General features: G+C 69.5%; 17 protein-coding genes and 1 riboswitch. Of the genes, 13 read left to right on the top strand and 4 right to left on the bottom strand.

Annotated features, from left to right (window positions below; translation table 11 throughout):
* Positions 1-51: 51 nt before the first annotated feature.
* The 10 genes from DMP23_RS24940 to DMP23_RS24895 all read left to right on the top strand — a co-directional run bounded on the left by DMP23_RS24940 (position 52) and on the right by DMP23_RS24895 (position 12,658).
* Entirely contained in the window at positions 52-1,416 is a 1,365-nt protein-coding gene (locus tag DMP23_RS24940) for a glutamine synthetase family protein (RefSeq protein WP_275293301.1), read from the top strand.
* Positions 1,397-2,110 carry a gamma-glutamyl-gamma-aminobutyrate hydrolase family protein gene (locus DMP23_RS24935; protein WP_337822681.1) on the top strand — a complete coding sequence of 238 codons (714 nt, stop codon included), beginning with the start codon at positions 1,397-1,399 and terminating at the stop codon, positions 2,108-2,110. Before DMP23_RS24940 ends, DMP23_RS24935 begins: the two co-directional genes overlap by 20 nt.
* Positions 2,107-3,471 carry an aldehyde dehydrogenase family protein gene (locus tag DMP23_RS24930; protein WP_337822680.1) on the top strand — a complete coding sequence of 455 codons (1,365 nt, stop codon included), beginning with the start codon at positions 2,107-2,109 and terminating at the stop codon, positions 3,469-3,471. Before DMP23_RS24935 ends, DMP23_RS24930 begins: the two co-directional genes overlap by 4 nt.
* A gap of 6 nt (positions 3,472-3,477) precedes the next feature.
* Entirely contained in the window at positions 3,478-4,245 is a 768-nt protein-coding gene (locus DMP23_RS24925) for a 3-oxoacyl-ACP reductase (protein ID WP_037811639.1), read from the top strand.
* A 254-nt stretch (positions 4,246-4,499) separates the two neighbouring features.
* A riboswitch (glycine riboswitch) is annotated at positions 4,500-4,599 on the top strand.
* 43 nt (positions 4,600-4,642) lie between these two features.
* On the top strand, positions 4,643-7,474 hold the full coding sequence (gcvP, locus tag DMP23_RS24920) for an aminomethyl-transferring glycine dehydrogenase (RefSeq protein WP_443111353.1): 2,832 nt from the start codon (positions 4,643-4,645) through the stop codon (positions 7,472-7,474).
* 35 nt (positions 7,475-7,509) lie between these two features.
* Positions 7,510-8,598 carry a glycine cleavage system aminomethyltransferase GcvT gene (gene gcvT, locus DMP23_RS24915; protein ID WP_312872138.1) on the top strand — a complete coding sequence of 363 codons (1,089 nt, stop codon included), beginning with the start codon at positions 7,510-7,512 and terminating at the stop codon, positions 8,596-8,598.
* A 14-nt stretch (positions 8,599-8,612) separates the two neighbouring features.
* Positions 8,613-8,990, top strand: a complete 378-nt coding sequence (gene gcvH / locus DMP23_RS24910) for a glycine cleavage system protein GcvH (protein ID WP_037811636.1) — start codon at positions 8,613-8,615, stop codon at positions 8,988-8,990.
* Entirely contained in the window at positions 8,990-10,267 is a 1,278-nt protein-coding gene (glyA, locus tag DMP23_RS24905) for a serine hydroxymethyltransferase (protein ID WP_337822678.1), read from the top strand. The genes gcvH and glyA overlap by 1 nt, the downstream gene beginning before the upstream one ends.
* Entirely contained in the window at positions 10,264-11,268 is a 1,005-nt protein-coding gene (lipA, locus tag DMP23_RS24900; RefSeq protein WP_337822677.1) for a lipoyl synthase, read from the top strand. Before glyA ends, lipA begins: the two co-directional genes overlap by 4 nt.
* A gap of 16 nt (positions 11,269-11,284) precedes the next feature.
* On the top strand, positions 11,285-12,658 hold the full coding sequence (locus DMP23_RS24895) for an L-serine ammonia-lyase (RefSeq protein ID WP_037810147.1): 1,374 nt from the start codon (positions 11,285-11,287) through the stop codon (positions 12,656-12,658).
* Between the two features lie 31 nt (positions 12,659-12,689).
* Here the strand turns inward: DMP23_RS24895 and DMP23_RS24890 are convergent, their stop codons facing one another.
* The gene (locus DMP23_RS24890) at positions 12,690-12,890 is read right to left on the bottom strand and encodes a hypothetical protein (RefSeq protein ID WP_337822676.1); all 201 of its coding nucleotides are present in this window, start codon (positions 12,888-12,890) and stop codon (positions 12,690-12,692) included.
* Positions 12,890-13,474, bottom strand: a complete 585-nt coding sequence (locus DMP23_RS24885) for a winged helix-turn-helix domain-containing protein (RefSeq protein WP_337822675.1) — start codon at positions 13,472-13,474, stop codon at positions 12,890-12,892. Before DMP23_RS24885 ends, DMP23_RS24890 begins: the two co-directional genes overlap by 1 nt.
* 72 nt (positions 13,475-13,546) lie before the next feature.
* On the opposite strand from DMP23_RS24885, the gene DMP23_RS24880 reads away from it, so the two are divergent.
* Positions 13,547-14,269, top strand: a complete 723-nt coding sequence (locus tag DMP23_RS24880; RefSeq protein WP_337822674.1) for a FadR/GntR family transcriptional regulator — start codon at positions 13,547-13,549, stop codon at positions 14,267-14,269.
* Between the two features lie 52 nt (positions 14,270-14,321).
* Positions 14,322-16,145 (top strand): transglycosylase domain-containing protein, encoded by a 1,824-nt coding sequence (locus DMP23_RS24875; protein ID WP_337822673.1) that lies wholly within the window; start codon positions 14,322-14,324, stop codon positions 16,143-16,145.
* Position 16,146: 1 nt separating this feature from the next.
* Here DMP23_RS24875 and DMP23_RS24870 read toward each other — a convergent pair whose 3' ends face one another.
* Positions 16,147-16,956 carry an ABC transporter ATP-binding protein gene (locus tag DMP23_RS24870; protein ID WP_037810152.1) on the bottom strand — a complete coding sequence of 270 codons (810 nt, stop codon included), beginning with the start codon at positions 16,954-16,956 and terminating at the stop codon, positions 16,147-16,149.
* A gap of 116 nt (positions 16,957-17,072) precedes the next feature.
* Between DMP23_RS24870 and DMP23_RS24865 the strand changes: the two genes are divergently transcribed.
* On the top strand, positions 17,073-18,404 hold the full coding sequence (locus DMP23_RS24865) for an aminotransferase-like domain-containing protein (RefSeq protein WP_337822672.1): 1,332 nt from the start codon (positions 17,073-17,075) through the stop codon (positions 18,402-18,404).
* Between the two features lie 43 nt (positions 18,405-18,447).
* Here DMP23_RS24865 and DMP23_RS24860 read toward each other — a convergent pair whose 3' ends face one another.
* Positions 18,448-20,409, bottom strand: coding sequence for an SDR family oxidoreductase (locus DMP23_RS24860; protein WP_337822671.1), 1,962 nt, complete (start codon positions 20,407-20,409; stop codon positions 18,448-18,450).
* Between the last annotated feature and the right edge of the window lie 55 nt (positions 20,410-20,464).

Here is a 20,464-nt window from a genome sequence, read left to right as displayed (position 1 = left end):
CCGGTAGGAAGAAGCCGCAAAGGACCTGATCCGAACCTTTGGGGCGATGCGATGGCGGCCAGGCGAGGAATGCTCACGCTCGAAGAACTCCGCGAACGGGTGACGGCGGGCACGATCGACACGGTGCTCGTCGCGCTCACCGACATGCAGGGGCGGCTCCAGGGCAAGCGCTGTTCGGCGGAGTACTTCCTCGAAGAGGTGGTCGGCCACGCGACCGAGGCGTGCAACTACCTGCTCGCGGTGGACGTCGACATGAACACCGTCGACGGCTACGACATCTCGTCCTGGCAGAGCGGTTACGGCGACTTCGTGCTCCGGCCGGATTTCGCGACGCTGCGGGAGATCCCGTGGCAGGAGGGCACCGCGCTGGTGCTCGCGGACGTCGAACGCGTGCAGGGCGGCCCGGTTTCCGTTTCCCCGCGCCAGGTGCTGCGCCGTCAGCTCGACCGGCTCGCCGAGCACGGCCTGAAGGCGTACGCGGGCACCGAACTCGAGTTCATCGTGTTCGACGACTCCTACGAGTCCGCGTGGGACAAGCGCTACCACGACCTCAAACCGTCCAATCAGTACAACGTCGACTACTCCATGCTCGGCACCGCGCGCATCGAGCCGCTGCTGCGCCGGATCCGCAACGAGATGGCGGGCGCGGGCCTGTATCCGGAGTCGGCGAAGGGCGAGTGCAACCCGGGTCAGCACGAGATCGCCTTCCGCTACGCCGAAGCGCTCGCGACCTGCGACAACCACGGCATCTACAAGAACGGTGCGAAGGAGATCGCCGCGCAGGAGGGCAAGAGCCTCACGTTCATGGCGAAGTACAACGAGCGCGAGGGCAACTCCTGTCACATCCACCTGAGCCTTCGCAGCAAGTCCGGCGAAGCGGTGCTTCCCGGCGACGGTGACCACGGCTTCTCGAAGCTGATGCAGCACTTCCTCGCCGGACAGCTGGAAGCGTTGCGCGAGCTGACGTACTTCTTCGCCCCGAACATCAACTCCTACAAGCGTTACGTCCCTGGCAGCTTCGCGCCGACAGCGATCGCGTGGGGCACGGACAACCGTACGTGCGCGTTGCGCGTTGTCGGACACGGTGACGGGTTGCGCGTCGAGAACCGCGTACCCGGCGGAGACGTGAACCCGTACCTCGCTGTCGCCGCGATGGTCGCTGCTGGGCTGCACGGCATCGAGAACGAACTGCCGTTGGAACCTGAGTTCGTCGGCAACGCGTACGCCTCTGACAAACCGACCGTGCCCGTCACGCTCGCTGAAGCGGCTGAAGCCCTCGAAGGCAGCCGTATCGCGCGAGATGCCTTCGGTGCCGATGTAGTCGACCATTACCTCAACGCCGCGAGGATCGAGCGCGAAGCGTACGAGCGAGCTGTGACCGATTGGGAGCGCATCCGTGGTTTCGAACGACTCTGACCCGCCCGTCATCGGGCTCAGCACGTATTCGGAACAGGCGAAGTTCCTGGCCTGGGACACCGAAGCGACGCTGCTGCACCGGGTGTACGCGGACTGCGTGGTCAAGGCGGGCGGGATCCCGGTGCTGCTGCCGCCGGTAAGCACGGCCTACGACGCGCTCGTCGGGCGCATCGACGGTCTTGTCCTCACCGGCGGCGCGGACGTCGAACCCAGCCGGTACGACCAGGAGCCGCACCCCGCGACCTACATCCGCCCGGAGCGCGACGCGTTCGAGTTCGGCCTGTTCGCGGCGGCGCGCGCGGCCGGGAAGCCGGTGCTCGGCGTGTGCCGCGGGCTGCAAGTCATGAGCGTCGCGCTCGGCGGCACGCTCTCTCAGCACCTGCCGGAAACCCTGGGCGACGCAACGCATCAGCCCGCCCCGGCCACGTTCGGCACCAGCACCGTCAACCTGGTCGACGGAACCCGGGCGGCCGCGATTCTCGGCCGGGAAACGAAAGTCCAGTGCTACCACCATCAGGCGATCGACCGGCTCGGCTCCGGCTTGGTCGCGTCCGGCCACGCGGCGGACGGGACGATCGAGGCCGCCGAAGTGCCGGGGGAGTTCGTGCTCGGCGTGCAGTGGCATCCGGAGCAGGACGGCGACGACGTCCGGCTGTTCGCCGCGCTGGTCAACGCCGCGCAGGAGGGGAAATGACGACGTTCGAGGTGCGCAACCCGGCGACCGCGGAAGTGGTGCGCCAGGTCGAGCTGACCACCGAGGCGGAGACCGACGCCGCGATCGCCCGCGCGCACGCCGCGTTCCCGGCCTGGCGGGCGGTCGCCTCGGGCGATCGGGCGCGGCTGCTGCGCCGGTTCGCCGACGCGGTCGACGCCGACGTCGAGAACCTGGCCCGGCTGGAGGTCGAGAACTCCGGGCACACCATCGGCAACGCCCGCTGGGAAGCGGGCAACGTGCGCGACCTGCTCGAATACTCCGCGGGCGCGCCGGAACGGTTGCTGGGCAAGCAGATCCCCGTCGACGGCGGCGTCAACGTGACCTTCCACGAGCCGCTGGGCGTGGTCGGCGTGATCGTGCCGTGGAACTTCCCGATGCCGATCGCGGGCTGGGGCTTCGCGCCGGCGCTCGCGGCGGGCAACACCGTCGTGCTCAAACCGGCCGAGCTGACGCCGCTCACCGCGTTGCGGCTGGCTGAACTCGCTCGCGAAGCGGGTATCCCGGAGGACGTCTTCCAGGTGCTTCCGGGCAAGGGATCCGTTGTCGGGCAACGGTTTGTCACGCATCCGGCGGTGCGCAAGGTCGTGTTCACGGGCTCCACCGAGGTCGGCAAGCAGGTGATGGCCGGCTGCGCGGCGCAGGTGAAACGGGTGACGCTGGAGCTGGGCGGTAAGAACGCCAACATCGTGTTCGCCGACGCGGATCTGGAGAAGGCCGCGGCGACCGCGCCGTACGGGGTGTTCGACAACGCCGGGCAGGACTGCTGCGCGCGGTCCCTGATCCTGGTGCAGGACACCGTTTACGACCGGTTCCTCGAACTGCTGGAACCCGCGGTGCAGGGCGTGGTCGTCGGCGATCCGGGCGACGAGGCGACCGAGATGGGCCCGCTGATTTCCGCGGACCACCACGCGAAAGTCTCCTCCTACGTCACCGAGCGGACGCCGGTCGCCTTCCGCGGCAGCGCCCCGTCCGGGCCGGGTTACTGGTTCGCGCCGACCGTCGTGCTCCCGCCGGGACTGGACGATCCGCTGGCCCGCGACGAGATTTTCGGCCCGGTCGTCGCGGTGGTCCGCTTCCGCGACGAAGCCGAGGCGGTGCGGATGGCGAACGACACCGAATACGGCCTGTCCGGTTCGATTTGGACCCGCGACGTGGGCCGTGCCTTCCGGGTCGCGCGCGGCGTCGAATCCGGGAACCTGTCGGTGAATTCGCATTCCTCGGTCCGGTACTGGACGCCCTTCGGCGGCTTCAAGCAGTCCGGTCTCGGCCGCGAACTGGGCCCGGACGCCGCGGCCGCTTTCACCGAAACCAAGAACGTTTTCCTGAGCACGGAGGAATGACCCACGATGGTGCAGCGTTTTGACGGCCGCGTCGCGGTGATCACCGGCGGCGCGAGCGGCATCGGCCTCGCCACCGCCAAGCGGCTGGCGAGCGAGGGCGCGAAGGTCGTGATCGGCGACGTCGCGCCGGAGCAGGGCAAGGCGGCCGCCGACGCGGTGGGCGGAGCCTTCGTCCAGGTCGACGTCACCGACGCGGACCAGGTCGAAGCCCTTTTCCAGACGACCGTCGACGAGTTCGGCGCGGTCGACGTCGCGTTCAACAACGCGGGCATCTCGCCGCCCGAAGACGACTCGATCCTCACCACCGGCATCGAAGCCTGGGAGAAGGTGCAGCGGGTCAATCTGACCTCGGTGTACCTGTGCTGCAAGGCGGTCTTGCCGCACATGCAGCGCCAGGGCCGCGGTTCGATCGTGAACACCGCGTCGTTCGTGGCCGTGATGGGAGCCGCGACGTCGCAGATTTCCTACACCGCTTCGAAAGGCGGGGTGCTCGCCATGACGCGCGAGCTGGGGGTGCAGTTCGCGCGCGAGAACATCCGGGTCAACGCGCTGTGCCCGGGGCCGGTCAACACGCCGCTGCTGAAGGAACTGTTCGCGAAGGACCCGGAACGCGCGGCTCGCCGTCTGGTGCACGTTCCGGTCGGCCGGTTCGCCGAACCGGAGGAGATCGCCGCCGCGGTGGCCTTCCTGGCGAGCGACGACGCCAGCTTCATCACCGCCGCGCAGTTCCTCGTCGACGGCGGCATCTCCGGCGCCTATGTAACCCCGCTGTGACCGTCCGTGAAGGGCTCCTTGACGGAATCTGATTCCCTCATGGAGCCCTTCACGGACGGTTGGCAAGGGGGTGTGGCGTAGGCCTGGCGAGGTAGACTGGCGCGTGAAGCGGCAGGTAAGGTGGCCGCCACCACGCAGTACTCACAACTGAACACAGGGCCGTTCGAGCCGGAGCGGGAGAGTCCCATGCGATCAGTGGGACACCGAAGGAGCAAACTCCCCGGAATCTCTCAGGTAACCGCTACCGCTTTTGGCGAGGCCACTCTGGAAAGCAGGCGCACCCGCGCCTCACCCAAGGTGAAAGCCGCGCCGAGCGCGGTGAAACTCTCAGGTGCCCATGACAGAGGGGGAGTTCCCAGTGCACCGCCGCGCCCGGTGCCCGTCCCGAGGAGCTCCCATCACCTCCACCCCCTTCGACACCCGCCATATCGGTCCCGGCGAGGCCGAGCGGGCGAAGATGCTCGCCGAATGCGGTTACGGAAGCCTGGACGCCCTCGTGGAAGCGGCGGTGCCGTCCGCCATCCGCACGGCCGGTGACCTGGCGCTTCCCGCGCCCGCGTCCGAGGAAGAGGCCACCGCCGAGCTGCGTGCGCTCGCCGCGCGCAACCGGCCGATGACGCAGATGATCGGCCTCGGCTACTCCGACACCGTCACCCCGGGCGTGATCCGCCGCAACGTGCTGGAGAACCCGGCCTGGTACACCGCGTACACGCCGTACCAGCCGGAGATCTCGCAGGGCAGGCTCGAAGCGCTGCTGAACTTCCAGACCGCGGTGTCCGACCTGACCGGGCTGGCGATCGCCAACGCCTCGATGCTCGACGAGTCCACCGCGGCCGCCGAGGCGATGACGCTGATGCGCCGCGCGTCGAAGTCGAAGTCCAATGTGGTCGTTCTCGACGCCGAATGCCTTCCGCAGACCATCGAGGTCGTGCGGACGCGTGCCGCCGGCCTCGGCATCGACGTGCAGGTGCGCGACCTGCTCACCGGGCTGCCCGAGGAGTTCTTCGGCGTCATCGTGCAGTACCCCGGCGCGTCCGGCGTGCTGCGCGGGCGCGGTTTCTACCACGCGGTTTCCGAAGCGGCGAAGGCCGCGGGCGCGCTGTACACGGTCGCTGCCGACCTGCTCGCGCTCACCTTGATCGCCGCGCCCGGCGAGTTCGGCGCGGACGTCGCTGTCGGTTCCACGCAGCGCTTCGGCGTGCCGCTGGGCTACGGCGGTCCGTACGCCGGGTACATGGCGGTGCGCGCTGGCCTGGAGCGCTCGCTGCCGGGTCGGCTTGTGGGCGTGTCCGTGGACGCGGACGGCAACACTGCGTACCGCCTCGCGCTGCAGACGCGCGAGCAGCACATCCGTCGCGAGAAGGCGACCTCCAACATCTGTACCGCGCAGGTGCTGCCCGCGGTGCTCGCGGCGATGTACGCGGTCTACCACGGTCCCGAGGGGCTGAAGGCGATCGCGACGCGGGTTCACGAGCTCGCGGCCGGTCTCGCGAACGCGCTGCGCGCCGGTGGCGTTGAAGTCGCGCACGAGGCCTTCTTTGACACTGTCGTCGCGAAGGTGCCTGGTCGCGCCGCTGAGGTGCACGCGGCTGCGCGCGAGGCGGGGATCAACCTCGGCCACATCGACGCTGACCACGTGCGCATCGCCTGCGACGAGGTCACGCGTCCCGACACGCTCGCGAAGGTGCTTCGCGCCTTCGGTGTCGACAGTGCGTGGGAAGCCGCGCAGGCGCTCCCGAACGGTCTCGCTCGCGAGAGCGGCTACCTGACGCACGAGGTGTTCAGCACGCACCGGTCCGAGACGTCGATGCTGCGTTACCTGCGCCGCCTCGCCGACCAGGACTTCGCGCTCGACCGCGGGATGATCCCGCTCGGCTCCTGCACGATGAAGCTCAACGCCACCACCGAAATGGAGCCGATCAGCTGGCGCGAGTTCGCGGGCATCCACCCGTTCGCGCCCGCCGAGGACGCCGAGGGCTACCACGAGCTGGTCCGCCAGCTGTCCGGCTGGCTGGCCGAGGTCACCGGCTACGACCAGGTGTCGCTGCAGCCGAACGCGGGCAGCCAGGGCGAGCTCGCCGGGCTGCTGGCCATCCGCGCCTACCACCAGGCGAACGGCCAGCCCGAGCGCGACGTCTGCCTGATCCCGTCGTCCGCGCACGGCACCAACGCCGCGTCCGCGGTGCTCGCCGGGATGCGCGTCGTCGTGGTCAAGTGCACCGACGAGGGCAACGTCGACCTCGAAGACCTGCAGTCCAAAGTGGACGCCCACAGCAGCGACCTCGCCGCGATCATGGTCACCTACCCGTCCACGCACGGCGTCTACGAGCACGGCATCGAGCGGCTCGCCAAGATCGTGCACGACGGCGGCGGCCAGGTGTACGTCGACGGCGCGAACGTCAACGCCCTGCTGGGCCTGGCGAAGCCGGGCGAGTTCGGCGGCGACGTCTCGCACCTGAACCTGCACAAGACGTTCTGCATCCCGCACGGCGGCGGCGGTCCCGGCGTCGGCCCGGTCGCGGCGCGCGAACACCTCGCCCCGTACCTGCCGAACCACCCGCTGCTCGCGCAGGCCGGACCGGACACCGGCGTCGGCCCGATCAGCGGCGCGCCCTACGGTTCGGCGTCGATCCTGCCGATCTCCTGGGCGTACGTGCGGATGATGGGCGCGCCCGGGCTCACCGAGGCCACCAAGGTCGCGGTGCTCGCGGCCAACTACATCGCCGCCCGGCTCGCGCCGCACTACCCGGTGCTCTACACCGGGCAGGACGGCCTGGTCGCGCACGAGTGCATCCTCGACCTGCGCGGCATCACCAAGGAAACCGGCGTGACCGTGGACGACGTCGCGAAGCGGCTCATCGACTACGGCTTCCACGCGCCGACCATGTCCTTCCCGGTCGCGGGCACGCTCATGGTCGAGCCGACCGAGAGCGAGGACCTGGCCGAGATCGACCGGTTCTGCGAGGCGATGATCGCCATCCGGCACGAGATCGACGAGGTCGCGGCCGGCCGCTGGACCGCCGAGACGAGCCCGCTGCGCGGCGCGCCGCACACCGCGTCGTCGATCGTCGGCGAGTGGACCGCGGACTACGACCGCGAGCTGGCGGTGTACCCGGTCGGCGTGGCGCGCAAGACCAAGTACTGGCCGCCGGTGCGGCGGATCGACGGCGCGCGCGGCGACCGCAACCTCGTCTGCTCCTGCCCGCCCCTCGACGCGTACGACGCGTGAGCGCGACCTCCGCTCGCGACAACGAAAGGCTTCCTGTGACGGAAACCCCCCTGCACCAGGTCCACCAGGACCTCGGGGCGCTGTTCACCGATTTCGCCGGCTGGTCGATGCCGGTGCGCTACGCCAGCGAGCTGGCCGAGCACAAGGCCGTGCGCGAGGCGGCCGGGCTGTTCGACCTGTCGCACATGGCCGAGATCCACGTCCGCGGCGCGCAGGCCGCCGACGTGCTCGACTACGCGCTGGTCGGCAACCTGACCGGCGTGAAGCCGGGCCGCGCCCGCTACACGATGATCTGCGACGCCGACGGCGGCGTGCTGGACGACCTGGTCGTCTACCGGCTCGCCGACGAGGAGTACCTGGTCGTGGCCAACGCGGGCAACGCGACCGTGGTCGCGGACGCGCTGGCCGAGCGGGTCGCCGGGTTCGACGCGGTGGTCGAGAACCGGTCCGCGGACACCGCGCTGATCGCGGTACAGGGCCCGAAGGCGGTCGACGTGCTCGCCGCGGTGACCGACGCGGACCTCGCGTCGCTGAAGTACTACGCGAGCGTGCCCGCCGTCGTGAAGGGCATCGACGTGCTGCTGGCCCGCACCGGCTACACCGGCGAGGACGGCTTCGAGCTGTTCGTGCCCGCGGCGCAGGCTCCGGCGCTGTGGCAGCTGCTGACCGAGGCGGGGCAGGAGCACGGCCTGGTCCCGTGCGGTCTCGCCTGCCGCGACACGCTGCGGCTGGAAGCCGGGATGCCGTTGTACGGCAACGAACTCAGCCGCGAGCTGAACCCGTTCGCCGCCGGTCTCGGCCGGGTCGTGAAGTTCGAGAAGCCGGGCGACTTCGTGGGCCGCGCGGCCCTGGAGGAGCTGAAGAAGGCCGACGTCCCGCGCGTGCGGGTCGGCCTGCGCGGCACCGGCCGCCGCGCCCCGCGGCACGGGTACGCCGTGCTGTCCGGGGATGCCACTATCGGGGAGATCACCAGCGGCGCGCTGTCGCCGACGCTGGGCTACCCGATCGCCATGGCGTATGTAGACCGGGAGCACGCCGAGCCCGGCACCGCGCTGTCCGTCGACATCCGGGGCCGCGTCGAGCCGGTCGAGGTCGTCGCCCTGCCCTTCTACTCCCGAGCCTGAGAGGCCCTAGCACCGTGAGCATTCCCCAGAACCTGTCCTACACCAAGGAACACGAGTGGCTGTCGGTCAACGACGGCGTCGCGACGGTGGGCATCACCGCGTTCGCGGCCGGCTCGCTCGGCGACATCGTGTTCGTGCAGCTGCCCGGCGTCGGCGACACCGTCACCGCGGGCGAGGTGTTCGGCGAGGTCGAGTCGACCAAGTCGGTCAGCGAGCTGTACTCGCCGGTCAGCGGCGAGGTGGTGGCGGTGAACGAGGCCACATCGGACACCCCCGAGGTCATCAACTCCGACCCCTACACCGAAGGATGGCTGCTGCAGGTGCGGCTCTCGGGCGACGTCCCGGAGCTGCTCGACGCGTCCGCGTACGCCGAGCTGACCCAGGAGAACTGATGACCGCCCCGTTCGACGCCCCCCTGTCCGAGGTGGACCCCGAGGTCGCCGCCGCGGTGGCCGCGGAGCTGGACCGCCAGCAGTCGACGCTCGAGATGATCGCCTCGGAGAACTTCGCGCCGGTCGGCGTGCTCGATGCGCAGGGCTCGGTGCTGACGAACAAGTACGCCGAGGGCTACCCGGGCCGCCGCTACTACGGCGGCTGCGAGCACGTCGACGTCGTCGAGCAGCTCGCGATCGACCGCGCCAAGGCGCTGTTCGGCGCGGAGCACGCGAACGTGCAGCCGCACTCGGGCGCGCAGGCCAACGCGGCGGCGATGTTCGCGGTGCTGAAGCCGGGCGACACGATCCTCGGCCTCGACCTCGCGCACGGCGGCCACCTGACGCACGGGATGAAGATCAACTTCTCCGGCAAGCTGTACAACGTGGTCGCCTACCACGTCGACAAGGAAACCGGGATCGTCGACGTCGCCGAGATCGAGCGGCTGGCGGTCGAGCACAAGCCGAAGCTGATCGTCGCCGGCTGGTCGGCCTATCCGCGCCAGCTCGACTTCGCCGAGTTCCGCCGGATCGCCGACCTGGTCGACGCCAAGCTGATGGTCGACATGGCGCACTTCGCCGGCCTCGTGGCCGCCGGGCTGCACCCGTCGCCGGTGCCGCACGCGGACATCGTCACGACCACCACGCACAAGACCCTCGGCGGTCCGCGCGGCGGCCTGATCCTCTCCCGCCAGGACTTGGCGAAGAAGATCAACTCGGCGGTGTTCCCCGGTCAGCAGGGCGGTCCGCTGGAGCACGTGATCGCGGCCAAGGCCGTGGCGCTGAAGATCGCCGCGACCGACGGGTTCCGCGAGCGCCAGGAGCGCACCCTGGAAGGCGCGAAGATCCTCGCCGACCGGCTGTCGCGCACCGACTGCGCCGAGGCGGGCGTCCGCGTCCTCACCGGCGGCACCGACGTGCACCTGGTCCTCGTCGACCTGGTGAACTCCCAGCTCAACGGCCAGGAGGCGGAGGACCGGCTGCACTCGGTCGGGATCACCGTCAACCGCAACGCGGTGCCGTTCGACCCGCGTCCCCCGATGGTCACCTCGGGCCTGCGGATCGGCACCCCGGCGCTGGCCACCCGCGGCTTCGGCGCCGACGACTTCACCGAGGTCGCCGACATCATCGCCGAGACGCTCAAACCGGACTTCGACGAGGCCGCGCAGCAGGCGCTGCGCACCCGGGTCGAGCTGCTGGCGAAGAAGCACCCGCTGTACGCGGACCTGAGCCGATGAGCGCGCAGCCCGAGGGGCGGAAGTTGTTGCGGCTTGAGGTGCGCAACAGCGAGACGCCGATCGAGAAGAAGCCGTCGTGGATCAAGACGCGGGTGCGGATGGGTCCGGAGTTCACCGAACTCAAGGGCCTGGTCAAGCGCGAGGGTCTGCACACGGTTTGTGAAGAGGCCGGGTGTCCCAACATCTACGAATGCTGGGAGGACCGGGAGGCCACGTTCCTGATCGGCGGGGACCAGTGCACCCGGCGCTGCGATTTCTGTCAGATCGACACGGGCAAGCCTGCTGCGTTGGACCGGACGGAGCCGCGGAAGGTCGCGGAGTCGGTGCAGGCCATGGGGCTGCGGTACTCGACCATCACCGGCGTGGCTCGTGACGATCTCGAGGACGGCGGCGCCTGGCTGTACGCGGAGACGGTGCGTCAGATCCACGCGCTGAACCCCGGTACCGGTGTCGAGTTGCTGATCCCGGACTTCAACGCGGAGCCGGACCAGTTGGCTGAGGTGTTCGGGTCGCGTCCGGAGGTGCTGGCGCATAACGTGGAGACGGTGCCGCGGATCTTCAAGCGGATCCGCCCCGGTTTCCGTTACGCGCGGTCGTTGGACGTGATCACGCAGGCCCGCGCGGCCGGGCTCGTGACGAAGTCGAACCTGATCCTCGGCATGGGGGAGACCCCGGACGAGGTCAGCGTGGCGTTGCAGGAGCTGTTCGACGCGGGCTGCGAGATCATCACGATCACCCAGTACCTGCGGCCTTCGCCCCGGCACCACCCGGTCGACCGCTGGGTCAAGCCGGAAGAATTCGTCGAGCACGCCAAGACCGCTGAGGCCATTGGGTTCCCGGGTGTGATGGCGGGACCGCTGGTGCGGTCGTCGTACCGCGCGGGCCGGTTGTACGCGCAGACCAAGGCGCACCGCGGCGAGGAACTGCCGGAGAACCTCGCCCACCTGACCGCCGAAGGACCGGCGGCGCAAGAAGCCAGCAGCGTGCTGGCGAGGAACTAAGAGAAGGGGCGGATCAATGGCGATCAGCGTCTTCGACCTGTTTTCGATCGGCATCGGGCCGTCGAGTTCGCACACGGTCGGCCCGATGCGCGCGGCCAAGACCTTTGTGGACGGTCTGGTCGAGGACGGCGTGCTCGAGACGGTCGCGCGAGTGCAGGCCGAATTGTTCGGCTCCCTCGGCGCGACCGGGTTCGGGCACGGCAGCGACAAGGCGGTGCTGCTCGGGCTTTCCGGGGAGCGTCCGGAGGAAATCGACACCGACACGGTGCCCGCCAAGGTGGCGGCGATCCGGGAGTCCGGGCGGCTGGCTGTCGGCGGGACGCACGAGGTCGCGTTCGTCGAGGACACCGACCTGACGATGCACCGGCGGAAGTCGCTGCCCGCGCATCCCAACGGGATGGTGTTCCGCGCGTTCGCCGCCGACGGTTCGCTGGTGCGGGAACGCACGTACTACTCGGTCGGCGGCGGCTTCGTGCGGGACGAGTCGTACGAGACCGACACGGTGTTCGTGGAGGATTCCACGCCGGTCCCGTACCCGTTCCGCACCGGGGCGGACCTGCTGAAGCATTGCTCGGACACCGGGCTTCCGGTCAGCGAGATCATGCTGCAGAACGAGCTTTCCTGGCGCAGCCGCGAGGAAATCCGGGCTGGGCTGCTGCAGATCTGGCAGGTGATGGCCGAGTGCGTGCGCAACGGGTACACGCACGAGGGCGTGCTGCCGGGCGGTCTGAAGGTTCCTCGGCGGGCCAAGTCGTTGCACGACAAGCTGCTCGCCGAAGACGGTGCGGACGATCCGTTGTACGCGATGGACTGGGTCAGCCTGTACGCCCTCGCGGTCAACGAGGAAAACGCCGCGGGCGGACGCGTCGTCACCGCTCCGACCAATGGCGCGGCCGGGATCATTCCGGCGGTTTTGCATTACTACCAACGGTTTGTGCGCGGGTCTTCGGACGACGGCATCGTCACCTTCCTGCTCACCGCGGGCGCGATCGGCTCGATCCTCAAGCAGACCGGCTCGATCTCGGGCGCCGAGGTCGGCTGCCAGGGCGAGGTCGGCTCGGCCTCGGCGATGGCGGCTGCCGGGCTGACCGAGGTCCTGGGCGGATCGCCCGCCCAGGTCGAGAACGCGGCGGAAATCGGGGTGGAGCATCACCTCGGATTGACGTGCGACCCGGTGGGCGGGCTGGTGCAGATCCCGTGCATCGAACGCAACGCAGTCGGCGCGTCCAAGGCGATCCACGCCGCGCGCATGGCGATGCGCGGCGACGGAAGCCACGTGGTGACGCTGGACAAGGCGATCAAGACCATGCGCGAGACCGGCGCGGACATGTCGGTGAAGTACAAGGAGACCGCCCGCGGCGGGTTGGCCGTGAACGTCATCGAGTGCTGATTTTCGTTCCGTGAAGGGCTCCTTGCGGGAATCAGATTCCTTCGAGGAGTCCTTCACGGCGTTTCGGGGTGGCGAGGCGAAGGCCCACGGTCATCAGCCACCAGCCGAACCGTTGCCGGGGAGAATCCTTCGGCGTGGACGGCGGTTTGTGCCGGGTGAGACGGCGCTGGTCCGCGTCGGCGCGCAGTCCGTCCTGATATTGGGTGACGAAGGCCAGCAGGTCTGGGTTCATCAGTCTTGGTCCTCTGCTTCCGGTCTGGGCGCGTAGGGAAACACCGACCACTGGGCGAACACAGTGGTGTCGCCGGGACGGCTTTCCCGGCGGTAGCTCTCGATCAGTTCTTGGATTTGCTTGCTCAGCCGCCCGGTTTCCTCCGGGGTGAGCTGGAGTCCGGTGTCGCTCAACGTCGCGTTGCTCTGCCAGGTCTTGCCCCAGCGGGGCATGTCGGCGACGAACCGCAGCGTCTCGCGATAGCGCTGGTTGACGACGTGGTGCAGGAACGCGGTGACTGTGCCCGCGAGGTCGGGATCCTCCAGGAACTCGCTCGTCTTGAGCGAGGTGCCCTGCTGCGCCGCCTTCCACCACCGTTCGCGCTTCGAACCGCGTTCGGGATCCTCGACCACCAGTCCGGCGTCCGCGAGCTGGCGCAGATGCCAGGACGTGGTGCCGGAACTCTCGCCGACGCGTTTGGCGAGGCCGGTCGCGGTGGCCGGGCCGTCCATCGTCAGCAGATCCAGCAGTTCCATCCGCAGCGGATGGGCGAGCGCGCGCAGGGCGCGGGCGTCGATCTGCCGGTCGTGGTGTTCCGAAGGCATGCGTCCACCCTAGAACCGCAGAGAACTCTTTGCAAAGACTTCTCTGCAATCAGGCAGCATAGAATCGGGCAGGTGGAGTCGACCTCGGTGGTGAGCGCGAACGCGGCCCTGTTCCGGCCGGTGCGTGCCGGGAACGCCTTCGAGGAGACCGTCGAGCGACTGTTGCAGGCGATTCGGCTCGGGGTCGTCGGTGCGGGGGACCGGTTGCCCTCCGAGCGCGAGCTGGCCGAACGGCTCGGTGTGAGCCGGGTGACGCTGCGGGAGGCGATTCGCGCGCTGGCCGACGCCGGGTACGTCGAGTCGCGGCGCGGGCGGTACGGCGGCACGTTCGTGAACGAGAACCTGCCGGAACCTGCCGAACGGGCGGTCGGCGAGGTGGACGCGGCCGGGCTGGAAGACGCGTTGTGCCTGCGGCATGTCCTGGAGACCGGTGCCGCGGAGGCGGCCGCGGCGCGCACGTTGAGCCCGGCCGATCGGCAGCATCTCACCGGCACCCTCGCGGAAGCGTCGGCGGCCAGTCTCGCCGATTACCGGCGCAAGGATTCGCGGCTGCACCTGGCGATCGCCGAGGTCACCGCGTCCGCGTCGCTCACCAGCACGGTCGCCGACGCGCGAACCCGGGTCAACCAGCTGCTCGACCGGATTCCGCTGCTCGAGCCCAACCTGGAGCATTCGAACGCGCAGCACGAGGCGATTGTCGACGCGATCCTGGCCGGCGATCCGGTCGCCGCGCGGCAGGCGATGGCCGAGCACATCGAGGGCACCGCGTCCTTGCTTCGCGCGTTCCTCTCGTGATCAATTCACCGGGTCGACAGAACCTTGTCACTAGTTCAGCCGTCCTCCATTCGTGGAGCCAGGCCCGGAGAGTGAGCAATCCGCTGTTGCCCGTAGCACGTGGCGCCGCATCCGCAAGGGTGCCTACTACCTGACCGGCTTCGCGGTCGGCGTGCCGCTGATCGCGTTCTGGATCGCCTACCTGCTGCTGGACGTCCGCAGTCCGCAGGACGTCCTCGCCTCGCTCGGCAAAACCGTCACGCTGAAATACGCCGACGGCAGCGAGCTGCTGCGCGTCGTGCCCCCGGAAGGCGACCGGCGGTTCGTGCCGTTCGACCAGATCCCGCAGAAGCTGCGCGACGCCATCGTCGCCACGGAAGACCCGACCTTCTGGGCCAACTCCGGCTTCGACCCGACCGGGATCGGCCGCGCGTTCCTGACCGGCGTCGGCGGCGGGTCCGGGATCACCCAGCAGTACATCAAGAAGTCGACCGGCGACGAGGATTCGACGCTCTCCCGGAAAATGCAGGAACTCGTGCTCGCCACGAAGATCACCCAGGAGCAGAGCAAGGAACAGATCTTCGAGAGCTACGTCAACATCATCTCCTTCGGCCGCAACACTTTCGGCCCGGCGGCGGCGATGAACGCGTTCTTCGGCCGCCCGCTGGACAACAGCATCACCTGGAGCGAAGCCGCGTTCCTGGCCGGGATGATCCAGTCGCCGTCGGTGCACGATCCGGCGGTGTCCGGCGACGAACACGCGGCGAAGCGCTGGCGGTACGTGCGCGACAAGCTGGTCGAGCGCGGTTATCTCAAGAACTCCGACGGCATGGCTTATCCCGGCGCGGAGATCAAGCCGCCTGCCGAGACCCGGGTAAGCCTGAATTACGACCAATACCACCTCAAACAGCGAGTGCTCACTGAACTGGAGGCCGCCGGGTTCTCGCTTTCCCGGTTGCAGCAAGGGAATCTGACCGTCCAGACCACCCTGGACCCAGGGTTGCAGACCGCCGCGCACGCCGCGCTGAGCGACCGGTTGAAGGGCGAACCAGCGGAGTTCCGCGGTGCGCTGGTCGCCGTCGATCCGGCCAGCGGCGCGGTGCGGGCGTACGACGGCGGCAACCACGGGGTCCGGGATTATGCGGCAACCGGCCATCCGCTCGGCTCCGCGTTCTACCCGTTCACCGCGGCGGCCGGCTTGAAGAACGGGATGTCGCTGGACGAGAAAGTGGCTGCTCCCCGGGAGATCCAGTACCTCGGCGAGAAGTTCGACTACCCGCCGAAGTGCCCGCAGCCGTGCACCTTGCGCACCGCGTTGACGTCCGGGGCGGACACGCCGTTCATCACGGTCTCGAAGAAGATCGGCGTCGACGAGGTGAGCGAGGCGGCCCGGTCAGCCGGAATCCCGGACGAGGTGGACGGCGCGCCGACCATGCGCGAACAGGACGGCGCCACGATCGGCTCGGGCATCGTCGTCGGCCGGTACCCGATGCGGCCGCTCGACGTCGCCGGGGCGTATGCGACCTATGCCGCCAACGGGATGCACGCGCCGGTGCACCTGGTGGACAAGGTGCTCGATCAGTCCGGGAAAGTCGTGTGGCAGCACGAAAACCAACCGGTCTCCGCCGTTCCGGAGCAGGTCGCGCAGGACGTGACTTCCGTTCTGCAGACGACGTTGCCGGACGGGCGCGCGGCGGCTCTGCGCACGGGCGAGTTCGAGCGCGGCAATTCGCGGGACAACCAGGACGCCTGGGCGGTCGGCTACACACCGCAGTTGGCGACGGCGGTGTGGCTCGGTACCGATGACAACCGCAAGCTGCTCGACGCGACGGGCAAGAAGGTGACGGGTTCGTCGGTCCCGGCAGACGTGTGGCGGTCGTTCATGTCCCGCCGCTGAATCACGCCGCGCGGCGGCTGACCTTCGGGATCACCATCGGGCTCCCGCTCTCCGGGCACTCCATCACCCGGCACGGCAGCTCGAAAATCCGCTCCACGTTCTCCGCCGTCACGACCTCCTCCGGTGTCCCGGTGGCCAGCACCTTCCCGTCGCGCATCGCGATCAGGTGCGTCGCGTACCGGGCCGCGTGGTTGAGGTCGTGCAGCACGGCGACCAGCGTGCGGCCCTGTTCGCTGTGCAGGGTCGCGCAGAGGTCGAGGATGTCGAGCTGGTGCGCGATGTCCAGGTACGTCGTGGGCTCGTCGAGCAGCAGCAGATCGGTCTGCTGGGCCAGCGCCATCGCCATCCAGACGCGCTGGCGCTGCCCGCCGGACAGTTCGTCGACCATCCGCTCGGCGAGGTCGTCGACGCCGGTCGCGCGCATCGAATCGGCGACCACGGTCGCGTCCTCGCGGGACCATTGGCGCAGCAGTTTCTGGTGCGGGTACCGGCCGCGTGCGACGAGGTCGGACACGGTGATCCCGTCCGGCGCGATCGAGCTTTGCGGCAGCAGGCCGAGCCGCCGCGCGACCTCCTTCGCGCCGTAGCTGGAGATCACCTCGCCGTCGAGGTAGACCGAGCCCGCGCGCGGCTTCAGCATCCTGGCGAGCGCGCGCAGCAGCGTGGTCTTGCCGCAGGCGTTGGGGCCGACGATGACCGTGAACGACTTGTCCGGGATGACCACGCCGAGCCGTTCGGCGACCGTGCGGCCGTCATAGGCCAGCGTCAGGTCCTCGGCGTGCAGTCGGGTGTCTTCGCTCGTCCGTGCCACACAGGTAAGGCTAACCTAGTGACCCCCGTCCGGGGAGTTCCGTGGGTCGCATTAGCGAACAGTGACCGGCCGGTGCCATGATGCGTCCGGGAGAATCCCGGCAGAGCGAGGGTGGGATGGACGACTACCGCGTCGTCGCGGACGAACTCGCCGCCGACATCGAAGCCGGCCGGCTGCGGCCCGGCGACCGGCTGCCGCCGCAGCGCCGGTTCGCGCGCGACCGCGGCATCGCGGGCTCCACTGCGGCCCGCGTGTACGGCGAACTCGTCCGCCGCGGCCTGGCGGTCGGCGAGGTCGGCCGGGGCACCTTCGTGCGCGCGGCGAAGCCCGGCCCGGAACCGGCGCTGTCCGAACCCGGCGACGCGCGCGTGGATCTCGAACTCAACTTCGCCGTGCTGCCGACCCAATCGGCCAAACTGGCGCAGGCACTCGAACCCGTCTTGCGTGCGGACGTCTTCACCGACGCCCTGCATCCGCTCGGCGCGGCCGGCACCAAAGCGGTCCGCGAGGCGGCGGTCTCGATGCTCGCCCGGGGCACTTGGCGGCCGGATCCGGACCAGGTGCTGGTCGCGGGAAACGGGCGGCAGGGCATCGCCGCCGCGCTCGCGGCGTTCGTGCCGACCGGCGAGCGGCTGGCGGTCGAATCCCTGACGTATCCGGTGGTCAAGGCCGCGGCGACCCGGCTCGGCATCGAGCTGGTGCCGATCGAGACCGACGCGCACGGCCTGGTCCCGGCCGCGCTCGCGGCGAGCGCTCCGGTGCGGGCGCTGTACGTCCAGCCGACCCTGCACAACCCCCTCGGCACCACGATGCCGCCGCGGCGCCGCGCCGAACTGGCCGAGACCGTCCGCAGGCTGGACCTGCCGGTGATCGAGGACGGCATCTACACGTTCCTCCGCCCGGACACCGAACCGCTCGCCGCGCTGATGCCGGAGCGGACGGTGTTCGTGGACAGCCTGTCGAAACGCGTCGCGCCCGGGCTCACCGCCGGGTTCCTCGTGGCGCCGCCGCCGTGGGTCGCGCGGCTGGCGAGCGCGATCCGGTCCGGCGGCTGGTCGGCGTCGCGGTTCTCGGTGGAGGCGGCGCGGCGGTGGATCACCGGCGGCGTGCTCGCGGAGGTCGAAGCGGCGAAACGCGCGGACGCCGGCGCGCGGGCGCGGATCGTCGCGGAGCGGCTGGCGGGTTTCCAGGTGTACGGCGACGCCTCGGCCTACCACCGGTGGTGGGTGCTGCCGGACCAGTGGCGGGCCGAGACGTTCGTGGCCGCCGCTGCTCGCCGGGGAATCGCGTTGTCCCCGGCGGCGGCGTTTTCGGTCGTGCCGGGGCACGCGCCGAACGCGGTGCGGATCGCGGTGTCCGCACCCTCGGAGGAGACATTGGCGAGTGCGTTGGACGTGCTGGCCGGGCTGGCCAGCGGATCGCCGGACGACCTGCTGGTGGACTCGTGAGTGTCGTTGCCGGTTCTCACCGTGCTGAACACTCACGACGTCCTTAGGCCTTCCGCCGCCACACCAGCCGCGTCAGCGTCGCCGCGACCTTTGCCGAAGCGGGCTGGCGGGGCAGCTTTTTGGCTTCCGGCGCGGATTCCGGCATCACCCGGTAGACGAGGTGCGCCGCGAACCGCGCGAGGTCCGGCGCTGCCAGCGAGGCCAGTTCCGCGGCCCGGCCCTCGGGGAGGCTCAGGATCTGTGGTCGCCGTTCGATCGCCTTCACCACCAGCGCCGCGGAGCGTTCCGGTGAACTCGCGGGCAGCCCGCGGTACGAACCGGTCGGCGCGATCATGTCCGTGCGCACCAACGGCATCCGGACCGAGGAGAACGTGACGCCGTCGGACAGCGTCTCGCGCCCGGCGGTCAGGCTGAACTCCTCGAGCGCGGCTTTTGAAGCCAGGTAAGCGGAAAACCGCGGGGTGTCGGTCTGCAGGCCTTGCGTGGTGACGTTCACGATGTGGCCGAACCGGCGTTCGGTCATCGACGGCAGCAGCCCGAGGATCAGCCGCACCGGGCCGAAGTAGTTGATGGCCATGGTGCGTTCGTAGTCGTGGAACCGTTCCGTCGACAGCTGCACCGAGCGTCGGATGGAGCGTCCGGCGTTGTTCACCAAGACGTCCACCGCGCCGTGGTCGGCGAGGACCGCCTTCACGAGACCGTCGAGCGCGTCGCCGTCAGTGAGGTCGCACGGGTACGTCGCTGCTTCGCCACCTGCTGCGGTGATCTCGCTACGCACGTCTTCGAGTTCTTCGGCACGACGCGCGATGAGAAGCACCTTCGCACCGCGTCGTGCGACAGCGAGCGCACTAGCGCGGCCAATGCCCGACGACGCACCGGTAATGAGGACAACGCGTCCTTCAAGCCCTGGGCGGCGAGCGTGGTCCGGATCAAGATGCGCGCGCCAGTAGCGGTAAAGCGGTTCTGCGTAGTCGCGAAGCTCGGGAAGGTGGACGCCGCTGCCGTACAGCTCCGAAGTGGTGCGCGCGGTGTCGAACTCCACCTCCATGTTCAGGTGGGGGAGTACTTCGAGCGGAATTCCCAGCTCGGTCAACACTGCTGCGCGCGTCGCACGTCCAGTCGGCAGGCGGTCGACAGCGGTCGCGAGGCGAGACGCTGTGCTGCGAAGCAGACCGGACGGCACCGTCGTGCGTACGCGCGGCGCTCCGGCAACGCGGGCGAAGGCGTTGTAGACCTCGTGCAGCTTCTGCGGTCGCGGCGAAGCGAGGTGATACGTACTGCCCGAAGGCGCTTCGCGGTGCATGAGGTTTTCCATCGCGGCGACGACGTAGTCGACCGGGACGAGGTTGGTGGCCCCGAAATCGGGCGCGGCGAGCGGCAGCTGCTTCGGCAGCGCGGCAAGGCGCGAGATGGCGGGCAGGAAGTAGTACGGACCGTCGATCTTGTCCATCTCGCCGGTGCGCGAATCGCCGACGACCGCGGAGGGCCGGTAGACGCGAAACGGCACGTCGGACTGTGCGCGGACCAGCTTCTCGGCCTCGAACTTCGTGGCGTGATACGGAGAACTGAAGGACTGTCCGAGGTCGAAATCGGCTTCGGTGAAGCGGCCGGCGTGATCGCCCGCGACGGCGATCGACGACACGTGGTGCAGCAGTCCCGCGCCCGCAGCGGCGGCGAAGGCGAGCAGGTTCCGGGTGCCCTCGACGTTCGCGGCCTGGTTCGCCGCGTCGTCGGCGGTGAAGTCGTAGACCGCGCCGAGGTGGACGACGTGATCGACCCCGTCGTAGCCGGCCGGGTCGAGGCCCAGCAGCGGTTCGGTGAGGTCGCCGACGGCGGGGACCAGGCGGTCGGCGTTCGGCCAGTCCCGCGCCAGCGCGGCCAGGCGGTCGCGCGAGGTGTTGCGGACGAGCACGTGGACGGCGGTCGTGTCCCGCCGCGAGAGCAAGCGGGCGACCAGGCGCTTCCCGAGGAAGCCCGTCGCGCCCGTGACGAAGTAGGTGGTCATGGCCGGCACCTTTCGGGGTCTGCGGGTGCCGACTCTACCTACTCATGAGTAGGAA

It is taken from the genome of Amycolatopsis sp. A1MSW2902, assembly GCF_017312175.1.
GTDB classification, from domain to species: domain Bacteria; phylum Actinomycetota; class Actinomycetes; order Mycobacteriales; family Pseudonocardiaceae; genus Amycolatopsis; species Amycolatopsis nivea.
Note: the sequence above shows the minus strand (reverse complement) of the source record. Positions and strands in the feature narration are given on the sequence as shown.

What these genes read in the sequence shown, in the direction of transcription:
- DMP23_RS24940 (WP_275293301.1), top strand. Translation starts at nt 52, where the DNA reads ATGGCGGCCAGGCGAGGAATGCTCACGCTCGAAGAACTCCGCGAACGG.
- DMP23_RS24930 (WP_337822680.1), top strand. Translation starts at nt 2,107, where the DNA reads ATGACGACGTTCGAGGTGCGCAACCCGGCGACCGCGGAAGTGGTGCGC.
- DMP23_RS24925 (WP_037811639.1), top strand. Translation starts at nt 3,478, where the DNA reads ATGGTGCAGCGTTTTGACGGCCGCGTCGCGGTGATCACCGGCGGCGCG.
- glyA (WP_337822678.1), top strand. Translation starts at nt 8,990, where the DNA reads ATGACCGCCCCGTTCGACGCCCCCCTGTCCGAGGTGGACCCCGAGGTC.
- lipA (WP_337822677.1), top strand. Translation starts at nt 10,264, where the DNA reads ATGAGCGCGCAGCCCGAGGGGCGGAAGTTGTTGCGGCTTGAGGTGCGC.
- DMP23_RS24895 (WP_037810147.1), top strand. Translation starts at nt 11,285, where the DNA reads ATGGCGATCAGCGTCTTCGACCTGTTTTCGATCGGCATCGGGCCGTCG.
- DMP23_RS24890 (WP_337822676.1), bottom strand. Translation starts at nt 12,890, where the DNA reads ATGAACCCAGACCTGCTGGCCTTCGTCACCCAATATCAGGACGGACTG.
- DMP23_RS24885 (WP_337822675.1), bottom strand. Translation starts at nt 13,474, where the DNA reads ATGCCTTCGGAACACCACGACCGGCAGATCGACGCCCGCGCCCTGCGC.
- DMP23_RS24865 (WP_337822672.1), top strand. Translation starts at nt 17,073, where the DNA reads ATGGACGACTACCGCGTCGTCGCGGACGAACTCGCCGCCGACATCGAA.
- DMP23_RS24860 (WP_337822671.1), bottom strand. Translation starts at nt 20,409, where the DNA reads ATGACCACCTACTTCGTCACGGGCGCGACGGGCTTCCTCGGGAAGCGC.